This is a genomic window from Streptomyces sp. NPDC001515, from assembly GCF_053597115.1.
In genome coordinates, this window is sequence record NZ_JBSFHN010000037.1 from 14517 (window position 1) to 32733 (window position 18217).

The window sequence follows — 18217 nt, forward strand, 5'->3', positions numbered from 1 at the left end:
GGCTGCTAGTCGCGAGCCGCGGTCAGATGTTCCGCGTGTTCCTGGAGGGAGCGGACTCCGACGCCTCCGTGGTTGAGGGCGTCGATGCCCTGGACGGCCGCGGCGAGCGCCTGGACCGTGGTGAGGCAGGGCACCGACCGGGCGACGGCCGCGGTGCGGATCTCGTAGCCGTCGAGCCGGCCGCCGGTCCCGTACGGCGTGTTGACGATCAGGTCGACCTCGCCGTCGTGGATCAGCTGGACGATCGTCTTCTCGCCGTCCGGACCCTCGCCCTCGGACTGCTTGCGCACCACGCGGGCGTTGATGCCGTTGCGCTTGAGGACCTCGGCGGTGCCGGAGGTGGCCATCAGCTCGAAGCCGTGGGCGACCAGCTCGCGGGCCGGGAAGATCATCGAGCGCTTGTCGCGGTTGGCGACGGAGATGAAGGCGCGGCCCTTGGTGGGCAGCGGGCCGTACGCGCCGGCCTGCGACTTGGCGTACGCCGTGCCGAAGACCGAGTCGATGCCCATGACCTCACCGGTGGAGCGCATCTCCGGGCCGAGGACCGTGTCGACGCCGCGGCCGTGGATGTCGCGGAAGCGCGACCACGGCATGACGGCCTCCTTGACGGAGATCGGCGCGTCCAGGGGCAGGGTGCCGCCGTCGCCGTGGCGCGGCAGCAGGCCCTCGGCGCGCAGCTCGGCCACGGTGGCGCCGAGCGAGATGCGGGCGGCGGCCTTGGCGAGCGGGACGGCGGTCGCCTTCGAGGTGAAGGGGACGGTGCGCGAGGCGCGCGGGTTGGCCTCCAGCACGTAGAGGATGTCGCCGGAGAGGGCGAACTGGATGTTGATCAGCCCGCGGACGCCGACGCCCTTGGCGATGGCCTCGGTGGAGGCGCGCAGCCGCTTGATGTCGAAGCCGCCGAGGGTGATCGGGGGCAGCGCGCAGGCGGAGTCGCCGGAGTGGATGCCGGCCTCCTCGATGTGCTCCATGACGCCGCCGAGGTACAGCTCGGTGCCGTCGTAGAGCGCGTCGACGTCGATCTCGATGGCGTCGTCGAGGAAGCGGTCGACCAGGACCGGCCGGGTGGGGCTGATCTCGGTGGACTCGGAGATGTACGAGGCGAGCCGGGTCTCGTCGTACACGATCTCCATGCCCCGGCCGCCCAGCACGTAGGACGGGCGGACGAGGACCGGGTAGCCGATCTCGTCGGCGATGGCCTTGGCCTCGGCGAAGGTGGTGGCGGTGCCGTGCTTCGGGGCGGGCAGTCCGGCCTCGGCCAGGACCCGGCCGAAGGCGCCGCGGTCCTCGGCGGCGTGGATGGCCTCCGGGGAGGTGCCGACGACGGGCACGCCGTTGTCCTTGAGCGCCTGGGACAGGCCCAGCGGGGTCTGGCCGCCGAGCTGCACGATGACACCGGCGATCGGGCCCGCCAGGGACTCGGCGTGCACGATCTCCAGCACGTCCTCCAGGGTGAGCGGCTCGAAGTAGAGCCGGTCGGAGGTGTCGTAGTCGGTGGAGACCGTCTCCGGGTTGCAGTTGACCATCACGGTCTCGTAGCCGGCGTCGCTCAGGGCGAAGGAGGCGTGGACGCAGGAGTAGTCGAACTCGATGCCCTGGCCGATGCGGTTGGGGCCGGAGCCGAGGATGATCACCGCGGGCTTGGTGCGGGGCGCGACCTCGCTCTCCTCGTCGTAGGAGGAGTAGAAGTACGGCGTCTTCGCGGCGAACTCGGCGGCGCAGGTGTCGACCGTCTTGTAGACCGGGCGGATGCCGAGCGCGTGGCGGACCTCGCGGACGACGTCCTCGCGCAGTCCGCGGATGCCGGCGATCTGGGCGTCGGAGAAGCCGTGCCGCTTGGCCTCGGCCAGCAGCTCGGGGAGGAGCTTGTCGGCGGCGGCCAGCTCGTCGGCGGTCTCCTTGATCAGGAAGAGCTGGTCGACGAACCAGGGGTCGATCCTCGTGGCGTCGAAGACCTCTTCCTGGGTGGCGCCGGCCCGGATCGCCCGCATGACGGTGTTGATCCGGCCGTCGGTGGGGCGGACCGCCTCGGCCAGCAGCGCGGCCTTGTCACCGGGCTCGCCGGTGAAGTCGAACTGCGAGCCCTTCTTCTCCAGGGAGCGCAGCGCCTTCTGCAGCGCCTCGGTGAAGTTCCGGCCGATCGCCATGGCCTCGCCCACCGACTTCATGGTGGTGGTGAGGGTGGAGTCGGCGGAGGGGAACTTCTCGAAGGCGAAGCGGGGGGCCTTGACGACGACGTAGTCGAGGGTCGGCTCGAAGGAGGCCGGGGTCTTCTCGGTGATGTCGTTGGGGATCTCGTCGAGCGTGTATCCGACGGCCAGCTTGGCGGCGATCTTGGCGATCGGGAAGCCGGTGGCCTTGGAGGCGAGCGCCGAGGAGCGGGAGACGCGCGGGTTCATCTCGATGACGATGACCCGGCCGTCGGTGGGGTCGATCGCGAACTGGATGTTGCAGCCGCCGGTGTCGACGCCGACCTCGCGGATGATCGCGATGCCGATGTCGCGCAGCCGCTGGTACTCGCGGTCGGTGAGGGTCATCGCCGGGGCGACGGTGATCGAGTCACCGGTGTGGACGCCCATCGGGTCGAAGTTCTCGATGGAGCAGACGACCACGACGTTGTCGTTCGTGTCGCGCATCAGCTCCAGCTCGTACTCCTTCCAGCCGAGGATGGACTCCTCCAGGAGCACCTCGGTGGTCGGGGAGAGCGTGAGGCCCTGGCCGGCGATGCGGCGCAGCTCGTCCTCGTCGTGGGCGAAGCCGGAGCCGGCGCCGCCCATGGTGAAGGAGGGGCGGACGACGACGGGGTAGCCGCCGAGGGTGTCGACGCCCTTGAGGACGTCGTCCATGGAGTGGCAGATGACGGAGCGGGCGGACTCGCCGTATCCGATCTTCTCCTTGACGGCCTCGACGACACCCTTGAAGAGGTCGCGGTCCTCGCCCTTGTTGATGGCCTCGACGTTGGCGCCGATCAGCTCGACGCCGTACTTCTCCAGGACGCCGTTCTCGTGCATGGAGATCGCGGTGTTGAGCGCGGTCTGGCCGCCGAGGGTGGGCAGGAGGGCGTCGGGGCGCTCCTTGGCGATGATCTTCTCGACGAACTCGGGGGTGATCGGCTCGACGTACGTGGCGTCGGCGATCTCCGGGTCGGTCATGATCGTCGCCGGGTTGGAGTTGACCAGGATGACGCGCAGGCCCTCGGACTTGAGGACGCGGCAGGCCTGGGTGCCGGAGTAGTCGAACTCGGCGGCCTGTCCGATGACGATCGGACCGGAGCCGATGACCAGAACGGACTGGATGTCGGAGCGCTTAGGCACGCTGGTCCTCCATCAGGGAAACGAAGCGGTCGAAGAGGTACGCGGCGTCGTGCGGGCCCGCGGCCGCCTCGGGGTGGTACTGGACGCTGAAGGCCGGCCGGTCCAGGAGCCGCAGCCCCTCGACGACCTGGTCGTTCAGGCAGACGTGGGAGACCTCGGCGCGCCCGTAGGGGGTCTCGGAGACCCGGTCGAGCGGGGCGTCGACGGCGAAGCCGTGGTTGTGCGCGGTGACCTCGACCTTGCCGGTCGTGCGGTCCTGCACGGGCTGGTTGATGCCGCGGTGGCCGTACTTCAGCTTGTAGGTGCCGAAGCCGAGCGCGCGGCCCAGGATCTGGTTGCCGAAGCAGATGCCGAAGAGCGGGGTTCCCCGGTCGAGCACGGCGCGCATGACGGAGACCGGGTGGTCGGCGGTGGCCGGGTCGCCGGGGCCGTTGGAGAAGAAGACCCCGTCGGGGGCGACGGCGTAGACGTCCTCGACCGTGGCGGTGGCGGGCAGGACGTGCACCTCGATGCCGCGCTCGGCCATCCGGTGCGGGGTCATGCCCTTGATGCCGAGGTCGACGGCGGCGACGGTGAACTTCTTGGTGCCGATCGCGGGGACGACGTACGCCTCGTCGGTGGCGACCTCGGCGGAGAGGTCGGCGCCCTGCATCTCGGGGGCCTGGCGCACCTTGGCGAGGAGCGTGTTCTCGTCGGCGACGGCGTCGCCGGAGAAGATGCCGACGCGCATGGCGCCGCGCTCGCGCAGGTGGCGGGTGAGGGCACGGGTGTCGACGCCGCTGATGCCGACGACGCCCTGGCTCGCGAGCTCCTCGTGCAGGGAGCGGCGGGAGCGCCAGTTGGAGGGGATGCGGGCGGGGTCGCGGACGACGTAGCCGGAGACCCAGATCCGCTTCGACTCGGGGTCCTCGTCGTTCACGCCGGTGTTCCCGACGTGCGGGGCGGTCATGACGACGACCTGGCGGTGGTAGGAGGGGTCGGTCAGCGTCTCCTGGTAGCCGGTCATGCCGGTGGAGAACACCGCCTCGCCGAAGGTCTCCCCCACGGCCCCGTAGGCGCGGCCGCGGAAGGTGCGGCCGTCCTCCAGGACGAGTACGGCGGGAGCTTGGGCGGCTCCCCGGGTGGAGGTCGTCATCGTGCGGTGCCTTCCGTAGTGCTGGTGAGGTGGTTGACGGCGTCGATCCACGCGCTGTGGTCGGCCGAGTGGTCGGAGCGGAAGCCGGAGTCGATCAGCCGGTCGCCGAGCGCCCAGGTGATGACCAGCAGTCCGCCCTCGGGCAGGACCTTGCCCGCGATGGCCCGTTCGGTCCGGGCCTCGCGCAGGTCGGCGGCGGGGACGAAGAAGTCCGTCGCGCCGGGCCGTACGACGTCCAGGCCCTGCTCCGTGAGGGTCAGTTCGACCCGGCTGCGGGTGCCGAGGCCGTGGGCGACGATCCGGTCGAGCCACTGCCCGGCCGTGGTCGAGCCGTGGTAGCGGCCGGTCAGGGTGAGCAGCTTCCCGCCGTCGGCGTAGCCCTCGGGGGTGGTCGCGAGCGCGTCCAGGTCGGACTGGAGACTGGCCCGCCACTTCCATCCCTGGCGCATCAGCCAGTAGACGAAGGCGATGAAGACGATCAGGCCGATCACCCAGCTGATGCGGGCGGACCAGTCGGTCACGTCCGCCGACTTCTGCTCGGCGGCCAGGTGGTGCAGGTGGTGCAGGGGGCGGAGTGTTGTCACGCGAGCTTCCCGTCGACGACCGTGGCACGGCCCCGCAGGAAGGTGTGGGTCACTCGGCCCGGCAGCTCGCGTCCCGCGTAGGGGGTGTTGCGGCTGCGGGAGGCGAAGCCCGCGGGGTCCACGGCTCCACGGTATGCCGGATCGACCAGGGTGAGGTTGGCGGGCTCGCCCTGCGAGACGGGCCGGCCGTGTCCTTCGAGGCGGCCGATGGCGGCGGGGCGGAAGGACATCCGGTCCGCGACGCCCGCCCAGTCGATGAGCCCGGTCTCGACCATGGTCTGCTGGACGACGGAGAGCGCGGTCTCCAGGCCCACCATGCCCATGGCGGCCGCGGCCCACTCGCAGTCCTTGTCCTCGTGCGGGTGCGGGGCGTGGTCGGTGGCGACGCAGTCGATGGTGCCGTCGGCCAGCGCCTCGCGCAGCGCCATGACGTCGGCCTCGGTGCGCAGCGGCGGGTTCACCTTGTAGACCGGGTCGTAGGTGCGGACCAGCTCGTCGGTGAGGAGCAGGTGGTGCGGGGTGACCTCGGCGGTGACGTTCCAGCCCTTGGACTTGGCCCAGCGGACGATCTCCACGGAGCCGGCCGTCGAGAGGTGGCAGATGTGGACGCGGGAGCCGACGTGGGCGGCGAGCAGCACATCGCGGGCGATGATCGACTCCTCGGCGACGGCGGGCCAGCCGCCGAGGCCCAGCTCGGCCGAGACGACGCCCTCGTTCATCTGGGCGCCCTCGGTGAGGCGGGGCTCCTGGGCGTGCTGGGCGACGACGCCGTCGAAGGCCTTCACGTACTCCAGGGCGCGGCGCATGATCACCGCGTCGTCCACGCACTTGCCGTCGTCGGAGAAGACCTTCACTCCGGCGGCCGAATCGTGCATGGCGCCGAGTTCGGCGAGCTGCTTGCCCTCCAGGCCCACGGTGACGGCGCCGACGGGCTGCACGTCGCAGTAGCCGGACTCCCTGCCGAGCCGCCAGACCTGCTCGACGACGCCGGCGGTGTCGGCGACGGGGAAGGTGTTGGCCATGGCGTGCACGGCGGTGTAGCCGCCGACGGCCGCGGCCCGGGTGCCGGTGAGGACGGTCTCGGAGTCCTCGCGGCCGGGCTCGCGCAGGTGGGTGTGGAGGTCGACGAGGCCGGGGAGCAGGATCAGGCCCTCGGCCTCGATCACGGTGGCGTCGCCGGCGTCCAGGCCGGTGCCGACCGCCGCGACGGTCTCGCCGTCGATGAGGACGTCCTGCGGGTCGCCGCCGAGGATCCTCGCGCCGCGGATCAGGGTCTTGCTCATGGTTACTTGGTCTCCTCGGTACGGGCGGCGGGGGCGGTGGGGGCGGCCGGCTCGGCATGGCCGAGCAGCAGGTAGAGCACGGCCATGCGGATGGAGACGCCGTTGGCGACCTGTTCGACGGCCGTGCAGCGGCCGGAGTCGGCGACCTCGGCGGTGATCTCCATGCCGCGGACCATCGGTCCCGGGTGCATGACGACGGCGTGCTCGGGCATCTTCGCCATCCGCTCGCCGTCCAGGCCGTAGCGGCGGGAGTACTCGCGCTCGGTCGGGAAGTACGCGGCGTTCATCCGTTCGCGCTGCACACGCAGCATCATCACAGCGTCGGACTTCGGCAGCACCTCGTCGAGGCCGTAGCTGACCTCGCAGGGCCACTGCTCGACGCCGACGGGCACCAGGGTGGGCGGAGCCACCAGGGTGACGTGCGCGCCGAGGGTGTGGAGCAGATGGACGTTGGAGCGGGCGACGCGGCTGTGCAGGATGTCGCCGACGATGGTGATCCGGCGGCCTTCGAGGTCCTTGCCGAGTCCGGCGTCCGCCCCGACGAGCCTGCGGCGCATGGTGAAGGCGTCCAGCAGGGCCTGGGTGGGGTGCTCGTGGGTGCCGTCGCCCGCGTTGACGACCGCGCCGTCGATCCAGCCGGAGGTGGCCAGGCGGTACGGGGCGCCGGAGGCGCCGTGCCGGATGACGACGGCGTCGGCGCCCATCGCCTCCAGGGTCAGGGCGGTGTCCTTGAGCGATTCGCCCTTGGAGACCGAGGAGCCCTTGGCGGAGAAGTTGATGACGTCGGCGGACAGCCGCTTGGCGGCCGCCTCGAAGGAGATGCGGGTACGGGTCGAGTCCTCGAAGAAGAGGTTGACGACGGTACGGCCGCGCAGGGTCGGGAGCTTCTTGATCGGCCGGTCCGCGACCCTGGCCATCTCCTCGGCGGTGTCGAGGATCAGGACGGCGTCGTCGCGGGTGAGGTCGGCGGCCGAGATGAGGTGGCGCTTCATCTGGGTGTTCTCCGGGTTGTGGAGGATTCAGGCATGCGGGCGTGCGGAAGCCGCCGTACGGCGATCGGCCGTACGGAGGGCAGCTATCGCTCGACCGCCGGGGCGGACTGCTCGACCCCGAGCAGCACGGCGTCGCGGCCGTCCTCCTCGGCGAGCTGGACCTTGACCGTCTCCCGCAGCGACGTGGGGAGGTTCTTGCCGACGTAGTCGGCGCGGATCGGGAGTTCGCGGTGTCCGCGGTCGACGAGGACCGCGAGCTGCACCGCGCGGGGGCGGCCGATGTCGCCGAGCGCGTCGAGGGCGGCGCGGATCGTACGGCCGGAGAAGAGCACGTCGTCGACGAGGACGACCAGACGGCCCTCGATGCCCTCGCCGGGGATCTCGGTGCGGGCCAGGGCGCGCGCGGGGCGCAGCCGGAGGTCGTCGCGGTACATGGTGATGTCGAGCGAGCCGACCGGCATCTTTCGGCCGGTGATCTCTTCGAGCTTGTCGGCGAGCCGGCGGGCGAGGAAGACGCCCCGGGTCGGGATGCCGAGAAGCACCACGTCGTCGGCGCCCTTGGCGCGTTCGACGATCTCGTGGGCGATTCGGGTCAGTACGCGGGCGATGTCGGGGGCCTCGAGAACGGGGCGTGCCGCATTGCCGGTGGCGTCGTGCTGTGCGTCCATAAGAAACGGACCTCCTTCTCCGCCTCACGGGACGGACCTTAAAGGACGTCGAAATTGCGTCATCCACGTTACCAGGGCCCGAGCGGGGGCCCTGCCCCACCCCCCGGGAGGTGTCGGTCCGGACCATTCAGCTTGACGCACCCAAGTAACGCTGCGTAACCTCACAGTGAGTTACCAGCCACGCGGCGCAGCCGCGTAATGTTCCAGCGTCCGGGGAGCCTTATGTCCAGCGAATACGCAAAACAGCTCGGGGCCAAACTCCGTGCCATCCGCACCCAGCAGGGCCTCTCCCTCCACGGCGTGGAGGAGAAGTCGCAGGGCCGCTGGAAGGCCGTCGTGGTCGGCTCGTACGAGCGCGGTGACCGTGCCGTGACCGTGCAGCGCCTTGCCGAGCTGGCGGACTTCTACGGCGTTCCGGTGCAGGAGCTCCTGCCCGGCACCACGCCCGGCGGGGCCGCCGAGCCGCCGCCGAAGCTCGTGCTCCAGCTGGAGCGCCTGGCCCACGTCCCGCCGGAGAAGGCCGGGCCCCTCCAGCGCTACGCGGCGACGATCCAGAGCCAGCGCGGCGACTACAACGGCAAGGTCCTCTCGATCCGCCAGGACGATCTGCGCACCCTGGCCGTGATCTACGACCAGTCGCCGTCCGTGCTCACGGAGCAGCTGATCAGCTGGGGTGTCCTGGACGCCGACGCGCGCCGCGCGGTCGCCCACGACGAGGGCTGACCGCCCCCAGAAGAAACGTGCCGCCGGGTCGGCGGGGCCTCTCGGGCGCCCCGCCGGCCCGGCGTTGCGCTGTCCGGGCCCGGGAAGGCACCGGCACCGGGCGCGCGGGAACGTGCCGACCGGCCCACCGGCATCGGGCGCGAGGATGTGCCGAAGGGCCCACGGTCGCTCGACCGTGGGCCCTTCGTCGGCGAACGCCCCGGGGCTACTGCTCCCGGCGCAGGTTCGGCTTGAGCTCCTTGAAACGGGCCAGCAGGCCGTTCACGAAGGACGGGGAGTCGTCGGTGGAGAACTCCTTGGCGATCTGCACCGCCTCGTCGATCACCACCGCGTCCGGCGTCGCGTCCACCCAGATCAGCTCGTACGCGCCGAGCCGCAGGATGTTCCGGTCGACGACCGGCATGCGGTCGATCTCCCAGTCCACCGCGTAGGTGACGATCAGGTCGTCGATCCGGTCCGCGTACTGCGCGTACCCCTCGACGAGTTCCATCGTGTACTCGGTGACCGGCGGCTGGCGGGTGTCGGACCGCGAGTGGCGGATCCAGTCCGCGAGGACCGTCTGCACGGACTCACCGCGCTGGTCGGCCTCGAAGAGGATCTGGAAGGCTCGCTTGCGGGCCGTGTTCCGGGCAGCCACGGTTAGCTGTTCACCCGGCCGAGGTATTCGCCGGAGCGGGTGTCGACCTTGATCTTCTCACCGGTGGTGATGAAGAGCGGAACACCGATCTCGTAACCGGTCTCCAGCGTGGCGGGCTTGGTGCCGCCGGTGGAGCGGTCGCCCTGGACACCCGGGTCGGTGTGCTGGATGGTCAGCTCGACGGCGGCCGGCAGCTCGACGTAGAGCACCTCGCCCTCGTGCTGGGCGACGGTGGCGGTGAAGCCCTCGATCAGGAAGTTGGCGGCGTCGCCGACGGCCTTGCGCTCGACCATCAGCTGGTCGTAGGTGTCCATGTCCATGAAGACGAAGTACTCGCCGTCCATGTACGAGAACTGCATGTCGCGCTTGTCGACAGTGGCCGTCTCGACCTTCACGCCGGCGTTGAACGTCTTGTCGACGACCTTGCCGGAGAGCACGTTCTTGAGCTTGGTGCGCACGAAGGCGGGGCCCTTGCCGGGCTTGACGTGCTGGAACTCGACGACGGACCAGAGCTGGCCTCCGTCGAGCTTGAGCACCAGGCCGTTCTTGAGGTCGTTCGTGGAAGCCACGGTTGCGGAATCTCCTGGACTGAAGCTGGTGGAACGACCGAGGACACGCGCTAGAGCGCGAGCAGCTCCTTGGTCGTAATGGTGAGTAGCTCGGGTCCGCCGTCCGCCTCGGGGCGGACGACGAGCGTGTCATCGATCCGGACGCCGCCCCGGCCCGGGAGGTGGACCCCCGGTTCGACGGTGACCGGCACACAAGCGTCCAGTTTACCCATGGCCGCGGGTGCCAACTGCGGGTCCTCGTCGATTTCGAGCCCCACCCCGTGCCCGGTCGAGGGCGCGAGCCCCTCGCCGTGGCCCGCGGCCTCCAGCGGATGACGGGCCGCACGGTCCACGTCGCGATAGGCGGCGCCGGGCAGCAGCGCCTCGCGTCCGGCCCGCTGAGCGGCGAAAACCAGGTCGTAGAGCTCGATCTGCCAGTCCGCCGGCGCGGTGCCGATGACGAAGGTCCGGCCGACCTCGCAGCGGTATCCCCGGTAGCTCGCGCCCAGGCAGACGGAGAGGAAATCTCCTTCCTCCACCCGCCGGTCCGAGGGGCGGTGACGGCCGCGCCCGGAGTTGGGGCCGGTGGCGACGGAGGTCGCGAAGGCGGGGCCGTCGGCGCCGTGGTCCACCAGCCGGCGCTCCAGTTCCAGCGCCAGATGGCGTTCGGTGCGGCCGACCAGGATCGATTCGAGGAGTTCGCCCAGGGCCTGGTCGGCGATCTCGGCGGCGATCCGCAGACAGCCGATCTCCTCCTCGTCCTTCACGATGCGCTGCTGCTCCACGGTGGCGCCCAGATCGGCCAGGCGGAGCTTCGGGGCGACCGAGGCCATGGCCCGGTGCCGGGCGACCGTCAGATCGTGTTCCTCGACGGCCAGGGACTCCGCCCCGCCGGACGCGGCGAGATCGGCGGCGGCGACCACCGGATCGCCGCCGGCCACCGGCAGCACGTCCACCCGCAGCCCGTCGTCGGTGCGTCCGTCGGCAGGATCACCGGTCGGGGGGCGCGGGCAGAGCAGGACGTCCCGGTCGGTGCCGAGCAGCAGCACGGCACCCGGGGGCGCCCCGCCCGCCAGGTAGCGGACATTGGCGGGGCGGGAGACCAGGGCGGCCGCGGATCCGGCGGCCGCGCACCGGTCGCGGAGCAGCCCGCGTCGGACGGCGTGCACCTCTGACATGCGTCGAGCGTACGAGCGGATCGGCCGCCCCGCGCGGTCGGCGCATCCGACCGGGGGGCGGCGCGGAGGACCCGCGCCGGGTCAGGGGCCTTTCGTCACCAGGCCGGAGGACTGGCGATGGAGCGGGCCAGTATGTCGTCCAGGACGCGGGCGGTGGTCTCCACGTCGTACGTGGAGTTGTCGATGATCGGCAGGCCGGAGCCGTACCAGCCGGCCATCCGGCCGTGGATGCGGGCGACCTCCTCGTCGGAGAGGCGGCGGTTGCCTGAGCGGGCGGCGTTGCGCTCCAGGACGATCTCCAGGCCCGGCAGCAGGACGACGGGGAGCAGCCCGGGGCCCACATGGCGCTTCCAGCCGCCGAGGCCGACGACGGGGCGGTCGGGGAAGACCGCGTCGTCGAGGATGCACGAGATCCCGTTGGCCAGGAAGTTGCGCGCGGCGAATCCGCAGGTGCGGCGGGCCAGCCGGTACTGCGCCTCGGACTGGTCGTTCCATCCGGCCTGCGGATCGGCGAAGCCGGAGCAGACCCATTCGCGGACGTCGTCGAGGCTGACATGGGCGGTGGGCACCCGTCGGCGGCTGGCCCAGAGCCGGGCCACGGTGGTCTTCCCGGCGCCGGCCGGGCCGATCAGCAGCACGGCGAGGGTCGCGGCGCCGGTGCCGGGCTCGGCGGGCGGCGCGGGCAGCGCCACCGGGCCGCCGGGCGGCAGCTGGATGTGGCCGGTGGTCTCCCGGGAGACCGGGACCGGGGCGTGGTGCGGTGCGGGACCCGTCCAGCCCTGGCCCGGGTGGGCGGGGGGCGGCGGGAGCGGGGGGCCGGGGGGAGCGGCCGGGGGCGGGGCGGGCGGCCCGGCCGGCGGGCCCGGGTGTCCGGGGTGGCCGGGGTGCTGGTCCCGGGGCGGCCATCCGCCGGGGCCGTTTCCGGGTCCCTGGGGCGGCGGCAGCGGAGCCCCCACTGCGTGCTGCATCCGGTGGCACTCCGTCTCGTACAGGCAACTGGCGCTGGTGGAACGGCAACCGTACCGTCCCCGGCCGCCACTGGGGCAACGGCCGGGGGCGCTCCGGAGTGCCCCGTCGGCCACACGGCCTGCGGGGCGGGTGGTGCCTCAGTCCGTGAGTTCGTCCGCGAGCGCGCGCAGCGCGAGCCGGTAGGAACCGATGCCGAAACCGGCCACGGTTCCCGTGGCGACCGGTGCGACCACGGAGGTGTGGCGGAATTCCTCCCGTGCGTACGGGTTCGAGATGTGCACCTCGATGAGCGGGGCCGTGCGCTGGGAGGCCGCGTCCCGCATTCCGTACGAGTAGTGCGTGAAGGCACCCGGGTTGAGAACGACCGGAATTGAACCGTCCGCGGCCTCGTGGAGCCAGCGGATCAGCTCGCCCTCGTCGTTGGTCTCCCGGACGTCGACGTCGAAGCCCAGCTCCTTGCCGAGGGTGCGGCAGGTCTCGACGAGTCCGGTGTAGGAGGTGCTTCCGTAGACGTCGGGTTCGCGCGAGCCGAGGCGGCCGAGGTTCGGGCCGTTGAGGACGAGGACCCGGCGGGTCACGCCGACACCTCCCCGTAGGCGGCGAGCAGCACGGCGGGGTCGGGGCCCTCAAGGACGGTGGGCTTGCCCAGTCCGTCCAGGACGATGAAGCGCAGCAGGTCGCCGCGGGACTTCTTGTCGACCTTCATGGTCTCCAGCAGCTTGGGCCACTGGTCGCCGCGGTAGGTGAGGGGCAGCCCGACGGACTCCAGCACGGCGCGGTGCCGGTCGGCCGTGGCGTCGTCCAGACGTCCGGCCAGGCGGCCCAGTTCGGCGGCGAAGACCATGCCGACCGAGACGGCGGCGCCGTGGCGCCACTTGTAGCGCTCGTTCTTCTCGATGGCGTGGGCCAGGGTGTGGCCGTAGTTGAGGATCTCGCGCAGACCCGACTCCTTGAGGTCGCTGGAGACGACCTCGGCCTTGACCCGGATGGCGCGCTCGATGAGTTCGGAGGTGTGCGGTCCGGACGGGGAGCGGGCGCCCTCGGGGTCGGCCTCCACGAGGTCGAGGATGACCGGGTCGGAGATGAAGCCGGCCTTGATGACCTCGGCCATCCCGGAGACGTAGTCGTGGACCGGCAGCGAGTCCAGCGCGGCCAGGTCGCAGAGGACCCCGGCGGGCGGGTGGAAGGCGCCGACGAGGTTCTTGCCCTCGGCGGTGTTGATGCCGGTCTTGCCGCCGACGGCCGCGTCGACCATGCCGAGGACGGTGGTCGGTACGGCGATCCAGCGCACCCCGCGCAGCCAGGAGGCGGCGACGAAGCCGGCGACGTCGGTGGTGGCGCCGCCGCCGACGCCGACGATGACGTCGGTCCGGGTGAAGCCGGTCTGGCCCAGCGCCTTCCAGCAGTAGGCGGCGACCTCGACGGTCTTGGCCTCCTCGGCGTTGGGCAGCTGTACGGCGATGGCCTCGTAGCCCTGGTCCGCGAGGTCCTGGCGGACGGCCTCGCCGGTCTCCGCGAGCGCCTCGGGGTGCAGGACCGCGACGCGCTTGGCGCGGTCGCCGATGAGTCCGGGCAGCTCGCCGAGGAGCTGCCGGCCCACCAGGACCTCGTACGGGTCGGTCCCGGCGCTGCCGGCGATGTGGATGCGGGTGGGTGCCTCGGTCATCGTTGCGTTCTCCCGGCCGGACGGGGCGTCCGGCAGTTCCAGTGCGTCGAGGACCGCCTGGGCGACCTCGTCCGGTGTGTGCCCGTCGGTCGCCACGGAGGCGCGGGCCACCTCGGTGTAGAGGTGGCGGCGGGCCTCCATGAGTTCGCGCCACTGCCGGCGCGGGTTGACGGCGAGCAGCGGTCGCGCGGTGTTCAGCCCGACGCGCCTGACGGCCTCGTCCACGTCCATGGAGAGGTAGACGACGGGGCGGCCGGCGAGCAGGGCGCGCGTCGAGGCGTCGAGGACGGCGCCGCCGCCGAGCGCGAGGACGCCCTCGTGCCCGGCGATCGCGGCGCGCACGGCCTCCCGCTCCAGGGCGCGGAAATGCTCCTCGCCCTCGTCGATGAAGATGTCGGAGATCGGCTTGCCCGCCGTCGCGACGACATCCGCGTCGGTGTCCCGGTAGCCGGTGCCGAGGCGGGCGGCGAGGAGTTCGCCGACCGTGGACTTGCCGACGCCCATCGGCCCGACGAGGACGACCAGCGGACCGCTCATCGGATCTGGAGGTGGTCGAGGTACGACTGGACGTTGCGGTGGGTCTCCGCGACGCTGTCGCCGCCGAACTTCTCCGCGACCGCGTCCGCGAGGACGAGCGCGACCATGGCCTCCGCGACGATGCCCGCCGCGGGAACGGCACAGACATCGGAGCGCTGGTGGTGGGCCTTGGCGGGCTCGCCGGTCACCACGTCGACGGTGGCCAGGGCCCGGGGGACCGTCGCGATGGGCTTCATGGCGGCCCGGACGCGCAGCAGCTCGCCGGTGGTCAGTCCGCCCTCGGTGCCGCCGGAGCGGCCGGAGGCGCGCCTGATGCCGTCCTCGGTCACCAGGATCTCGTCGTGCGCCTGGGAGCCCGGCACCCGCGCGAGGTCGAAGCCGTCACCGACCTCGACGCCCTTGATGGCCTGGATGCCCATGAGGGCGGCGGCGAGGCGGGCGTCGAGCCGGCGGTCCCAGTGCACGTGCGAGCCGAGCCCGACGGGCACGCCGTAGGCCAGCACCTCGACGACGCCGCCGAGCGTGTCGCCGTCCTTGTGGGCCTGGTCGATCTCCGCGACCATCGCCTTGCTCGCGTCGGCGTCCAGGCAGCGCACCGGGTCGGCGTCGAGGCGCTCGACGTCGGAGGGCACGGGCACGACCCCGTACGGCGCCTTGGCGGCGGCCAGCTCCACGACGTGGCTGACGATCTCGATGCCGGCGGTCTCCTTGAGGTAGGAGCGGGCGACGGCGCCGAGGGCCACGCGGGCGGCGGTCTCACGGGCGCTGGCGCGCTCCAGGACCGGCCGGGCCTCGTCGAAGCCGTACTTCTGCATGCCGGCGAGGTCGGCGTGGCCGGGGCGCGGGCGGGTCAGGGGCGCGTTGCGGGCCTGTTCGGCCAGCACCTCGGGGTCGACGGGGTCGGCCGCCATGACCTGTTCCCACTTGGGCCACTCGGTGTTGCCGACCATCACGGCCACGGGCGAGCCCATGGTCAGTCCGTGCCGGACCCCGCCGAGGAAGGTGACCTCGTCCTTCTCGAACTTCATGCGCGCACCGCGGCCGTAACCGAGCCGCCGCCGGGCGAGCGCGTCCGCCACCATCTCCGTGGTGACCGGGACACCGGCGGGAAGACCCTCCAGCGTCGCCACCAGTGCGGGGCCGTGCGACTCTCCCGCGGTCAGCCAGCGCAACCTGCTCAACGGTGTGCTCCTCATGCTCGCGCCTGAAATCCAGCGGCGCGACCGGGTGCGCGGCCCTGGCCCGCCGCCCTCGATCCTCCCACGCCCGGCGCCCCGGGCCCGCCGCCGGTCCAGCAGACGGACGGTTCGGACGGCGGGCGGGAGGTCAGCGGGCGGCCAGCGCCCGCTCGCCCGCCTCGCGCATCACGGCCAGCGGCGCGGGCGCACGGCCGGTCATCCGCTCCACCTGGAGGACGGCCTGATGCACCAGGAGATCCAGACCTCCGACGACTGCGCCCTTCCGGGCGGTCCAGGCGGCGGCGAGTCCGGTCGGCCACGGCTCGTACAGCACGTCGAAGAGCGTCCCCGGGTTCTCCGGCACGGCGGCCGCCAGCGCGTCCGTCGCCCCGGCCGGTGTCGTCGCGACGACCAGGGGGGCGTGCAGCGCCTGTTCGGCCTCGGCCCAGTCGGCGATCCGGACGTCGGCGCCGAGCCGTTCGCCCCAGCCGCGCATCTCGTCGCCGCGCTCCCGGCTGCGGACGTACGCGGTGACCGGGCCGGCGCAGATCCGCGCGAGCGCGGCGAGCGCGGACGAGGCGGTGGCCCCGGCGCCGAGGATCGCGGCGGATTCGGCCTTCTCGACGCCGCGCTCGCGCAGGGCGGCGATCATGCCGGGGATGTCCGTGTTGTCGCCGACCCGTCGGCCGTCCTCGGCGAGGACCACCGTGTTCACGGCCTCGACCGAGGCGGCGGTCGCGCTGATCTCGTCCAGCAGCGGGATGATCGCCCGCTTCAGCGGCATGGTCAGCGAGAGCCCGGCCCAGGAACCGTCCAGCTCCGCGACGAACCCGGGCAGGGCCGCCTCGTCGATCTCGAAGCGGCCGTACGTCCAGCCGTCGAGGCCGAGAGCGGCGTAGGCCGCCCGGTGCAGGACCGGGGAGAGCGAGTGGGCGATCGGGGATCCGAGGACGGCTGCGCGGTGGCGCCCGTCAGTCGAGGCCATGCTGTTCCTTGAACTTCTCGTTGAGCTTCTCGTGCTCCGCCGCCGTCTTGGTGAACTGGGTCTTCTTGCCGTCGAGCGAGATGAAGAACATCCAGCCGTCCGCCGTGGGGCTGAGCGTCGCCCGCAGGGCCTCGTCGCCGGGGTTGCCGATCGGGCCGGGCGGAAGGCCCGCGTGGTAGTAGGTGTTGTACGGATCCGGGTTGGTCCGGATCTCGTTCGACCTGATCTTGATCTCGCTCTGGTTCTTGAGGTAGTTGAACGCGGAGTCGAACTCAAGCTTCCGGTTCGTCACGGTGTTGTCGGGCTTGAGGCGGTTGTAGACGACCTCGGCCATCTTGCGGAAGTCGTCGTGCGTCAGACCTTCCGCCTGCACCAGGCTCGCGACGGTGAGCACCTGCCAGGGGCCGTCCAGCTTGTACTTCTTGGCGGTCCCGGCCAGGTCGAGCTTGTCGTACTCCTCCTTGGAGCGCGTGACCATGCTCTTGAGGATCGCCTCCGGCTTGGTCTCCTTCGTCACCGGGTACGCGGCCGGGTAGAGGAAGCCCTCCAGCGGGTCCTTGATGTCGTCGTTCCTGCCCACCCAGTCCGGCAGTCCGAGGTCGGACTTCTTGGACTTGGCGACGCCCTTGGTCGTGCCGGCCTTCAGGCCCAGCTTCTTGTCGACCATCGCGTAGACGGCCACGTTGCGGGTGCCCTCGGGAATCACCAGCAGGTTCTGGCTCTTCGGGTCGACCATCATCTTCACGGCCTCGGCGGCCGACATCTGCTCGTGGAGCAGGTACACCCCGGCCTGGATCGACTTCCCCTTGGGGTTCTCGTTCTGGGCCGAGACGAAGGCGTCGACGCTCTTGACGACGCCGGCCTTCTTCAGGATGTTGCCGATGTCGTAGCCGTACGCGCCCTTGGGGATCTCGATCTCGACGGAGCCCGTACCGCTGCCCGAGTAGTCGGGGGCCGCGCCGAAGCGGTCCTTGTAGAAGGAGTAGCCGAAGTAGCCCACTCCCCCGAGTCCGCCGGCCAGGACGAGGGAGACCACCAGGCAGGCGCAGCCGCTGCGGCCCTTTTTCTTCTTCTTGCCCTTGCCCCGGCGCTCGCCGTCCCCGCCGCCCCGCCGGGAGTCCCGCGGGTGGTCGTCGTCCTCGTCGTCCTCGGGGCCGCTGTCGTCCGCGCCGGTGAAGAACGGGTGGGTCTCCTCGGGCTGGACGTCCGGGTCCCAGTCCTGGGTGCGGTCGGGGGCCTGCTCGGGAGCGGCCTCACGCCGACCGGGGGGCTGCGGCGGGGGGTACGCCTCGGGGGTGCCGTAGTAGTCGTTCGTCTCGCCGTAGCCGTACTGCGCGGGCTGCTGCCCGGTGTCGTACGGCATCGTGGCGGGCGTCTGTCCGGTGTCCCAGCCCCCGTTGTAGGCGGGGGCTCCGCCGTACGGGTCCTGCTGGCCGCCGCCGTACGGCTGCTGCTGCGGGTAGGACTGCTGCTGGCCGCCGTACGGATCCTGCTGGTGCTGCTGCGCGTACGGGTCCTGCTCGTGCTGCTGGGCGTACGGGTCCTGGGGGTGCTGCTGTGCGTACGGGTCCTGGGGGTGCTGCTGGGCGTAGGGGTCCTGAGGCGCGTAGGACGGGCCCCCGCCGTACTGGTTCTGGCCGGGGGCAGGCTGCTGTCCGCCTCCCCATCCCTGGTCCCCGTACAGGGGATCCTCGGGATGCCACGGTTCGGAGCCGGGGCCCCGGCCATACTCAGTCATCGATCCCCTTGAGCCGCGAGACGACGTTCCGTCTCATTTGCTGTGCGGTGTTTGTTCGACCACCGCCGCATCGCGCGGAACG

The 18217-nt window shown here is 71.6% G+C and carries 16 protein-coding genes; 1 reads left to right on the plus strand and 15 read right to left on the minus strand.

Going from position 1 to position 18217, the window contains the following annotated elements:
- Nucleotides 1-5: 5 nt before the first annotated feature.
- The 6 genes from carB to pyrR all read right to left on the minus strand — a co-directional run bounded on the left by carB (nt 6) and on the right by pyrR (nt 7976).
- The gene (gene carB / locus ACWCXC_RS30645; RefSeq protein ID WP_450891146.1) at nt 6-3314 is read right to left on the minus strand and encodes a carbamoyl-phosphate synthase large subunit; all 3309 of its coding nucleotides are present in this window, start codon (nt 3312-3314) and stop codon (nt 6-8) included.
- Complete coding sequence (carA, locus tag ACWCXC_RS30650) at nt 3307-4449, minus strand: glutamine-hydrolyzing carbamoyl-phosphate synthase small subunit (RefSeq protein ID WP_450682136.1); 1143 nt, start codon at nt 4447-4449, stop codon at nt 3307-3309. The genes carB and carA overlap by 8 nt, the downstream gene beginning before the upstream one ends.
- Nucleotides 4446-5033, minus strand: coding sequence for a PH-like domain-containing protein (locus ACWCXC_RS30655; RefSeq protein ID WP_450682135.1), 588 nt, complete (start codon nt 5031-5033; stop codon nt 4446-4448). Before ACWCXC_RS30655 ends, carA begins: the two co-directional genes overlap by 4 nt.
- A complete protein-coding gene (locus ACWCXC_RS30660) occupies nt 5030-6316 on the minus strand; it encodes a dihydroorotase (RefSeq protein ID WP_450682134.1) in 1287 nt (428 codons plus the stop codon). Before ACWCXC_RS30660 ends, ACWCXC_RS30655 begins: the two co-directional genes overlap by 4 nt.
- Before the next feature lie 2 nt (nt 6317-6318).
- Nucleotides 6319-7308, minus strand: a complete 990-nt coding sequence (locus ACWCXC_RS30665) for an aspartate carbamoyltransferase catalytic subunit (RefSeq protein WP_450891147.1) — start codon at nt 7306-7308, stop codon at nt 6319-6321.
- An 83-nt stretch (nt 7309-7391) separates the two neighbouring features.
- Nucleotides 7392-7976 carry a bifunctional pyr operon transcriptional regulator/uracil phosphoribosyltransferase PyrR gene (gene pyrR, locus ACWCXC_RS30670; RefSeq protein WP_450891148.1) on the minus strand — a complete coding sequence of 195 codons (585 nt, stop codon included), beginning with the start codon at nt 7974-7976 and terminating at the stop codon, nt 7392-7394.
- Nucleotides 7977-8198: 222 nt separating this feature from the next.
- Here pyrR and bldD point away from each other — a divergent pair, with 222 nt between their 5' ends.
- Nucleotides 8199-8699, plus strand: a complete 501-nt coding sequence (gene bldD, locus ACWCXC_RS30675) for a transcriptional regulator BldD (RefSeq protein WP_018103903.1) — start codon at nt 8199-8201, stop codon at nt 8697-8699.
- Between the two features lie 205 nt (nt 8700-8904).
- On the opposite strand, the gene nusB is transcribed toward bldD, so the two are convergent.
- The 9 genes from nusB to mltG form a co-directional block, all read right to left on the minus strand.
- On the minus strand, nt 8905-9336 hold the full coding sequence (nusB, locus tag ACWCXC_RS30680) for a transcription antitermination factor NusB (RefSeq protein WP_450682131.1): 432 nt from the start codon (nt 9334-9336) through the stop codon (nt 8905-8907).
- A gap of 2 nt (nt 9337-9338) precedes the next feature.
- Nucleotides 9339-9905: an elongation factor P gene (efp, locus tag ACWCXC_RS30685; protein WP_450682130.1), complete on the minus strand. Its 567-nt coding sequence runs from the start codon at nt 9903-9905 to the stop codon at nt 9339-9341.
- 50 nt (nt 9906-9955) lie between these two features.
- On the minus strand, nt 9956-11062 hold the full coding sequence (locus ACWCXC_RS30690) for a M24 family metallopeptidase (protein ID WP_450682129.1): 1107 nt from the start codon (nt 11060-11062) through the stop codon (nt 9956-9958).
- Nucleotides 11063-11157: 95 nt separating this feature from the next.
- On the minus strand, nt 11158-12030 hold the full coding sequence (locus tag ACWCXC_RS30695) for a Pro-rich N-terminal domain-containing protein (RefSeq protein WP_450891149.1): 873 nt from the start codon (nt 12028-12030) through the stop codon (nt 11158-11160).
- Between the two features lie 138 nt (nt 12031-12168).
- The gene (aroQ, locus tag ACWCXC_RS30700; protein WP_450682127.1) at nt 12169-12609 is read right to left on the minus strand and encodes a type II 3-dehydroquinate dehydratase; all 441 of its coding nucleotides are present in this window, start codon (nt 12607-12609) and stop codon (nt 12169-12171) included.
- Nucleotides 12606-14234, minus strand: coding sequence for a 3-dehydroquinate synthase (gene aroB / locus ACWCXC_RS30705; RefSeq protein ID WP_450682126.1), 1629 nt, complete (start codon nt 14232-14234; stop codon nt 12606-12608). Before aroB ends, aroQ begins: the two co-directional genes overlap by 4 nt.
- The gene (gene aroC, locus ACWCXC_RS30710) at nt 14231-15415 is read right to left on the minus strand and encodes a chorismate synthase (protein ID WP_450682125.1); all 1185 of its coding nucleotides are present in this window, start codon (nt 15413-15415) and stop codon (nt 14231-14233) included. Before aroC ends, aroB begins: the two co-directional genes overlap by 4 nt.
- Nucleotides 15416-15560: 145 nt before the next feature.
- Complete coding sequence (locus ACWCXC_RS30715; protein WP_450891150.1) at nt 15561-16397, minus strand: shikimate dehydrogenase; 837 nt, start codon at nt 16395-16397, stop codon at nt 15561-15563.
- Nucleotides 16384-18135, minus strand: a complete 1752-nt coding sequence (gene mltG / locus ACWCXC_RS30720; protein WP_450891151.1) for an endolytic transglycosylase MltG — start codon at nt 18133-18135, stop codon at nt 16384-16386. Before mltG ends, ACWCXC_RS30715 begins: the two co-directional genes overlap by 14 nt.
- Nucleotides 18136-18217 lie beyond the last annotated feature (82 nt).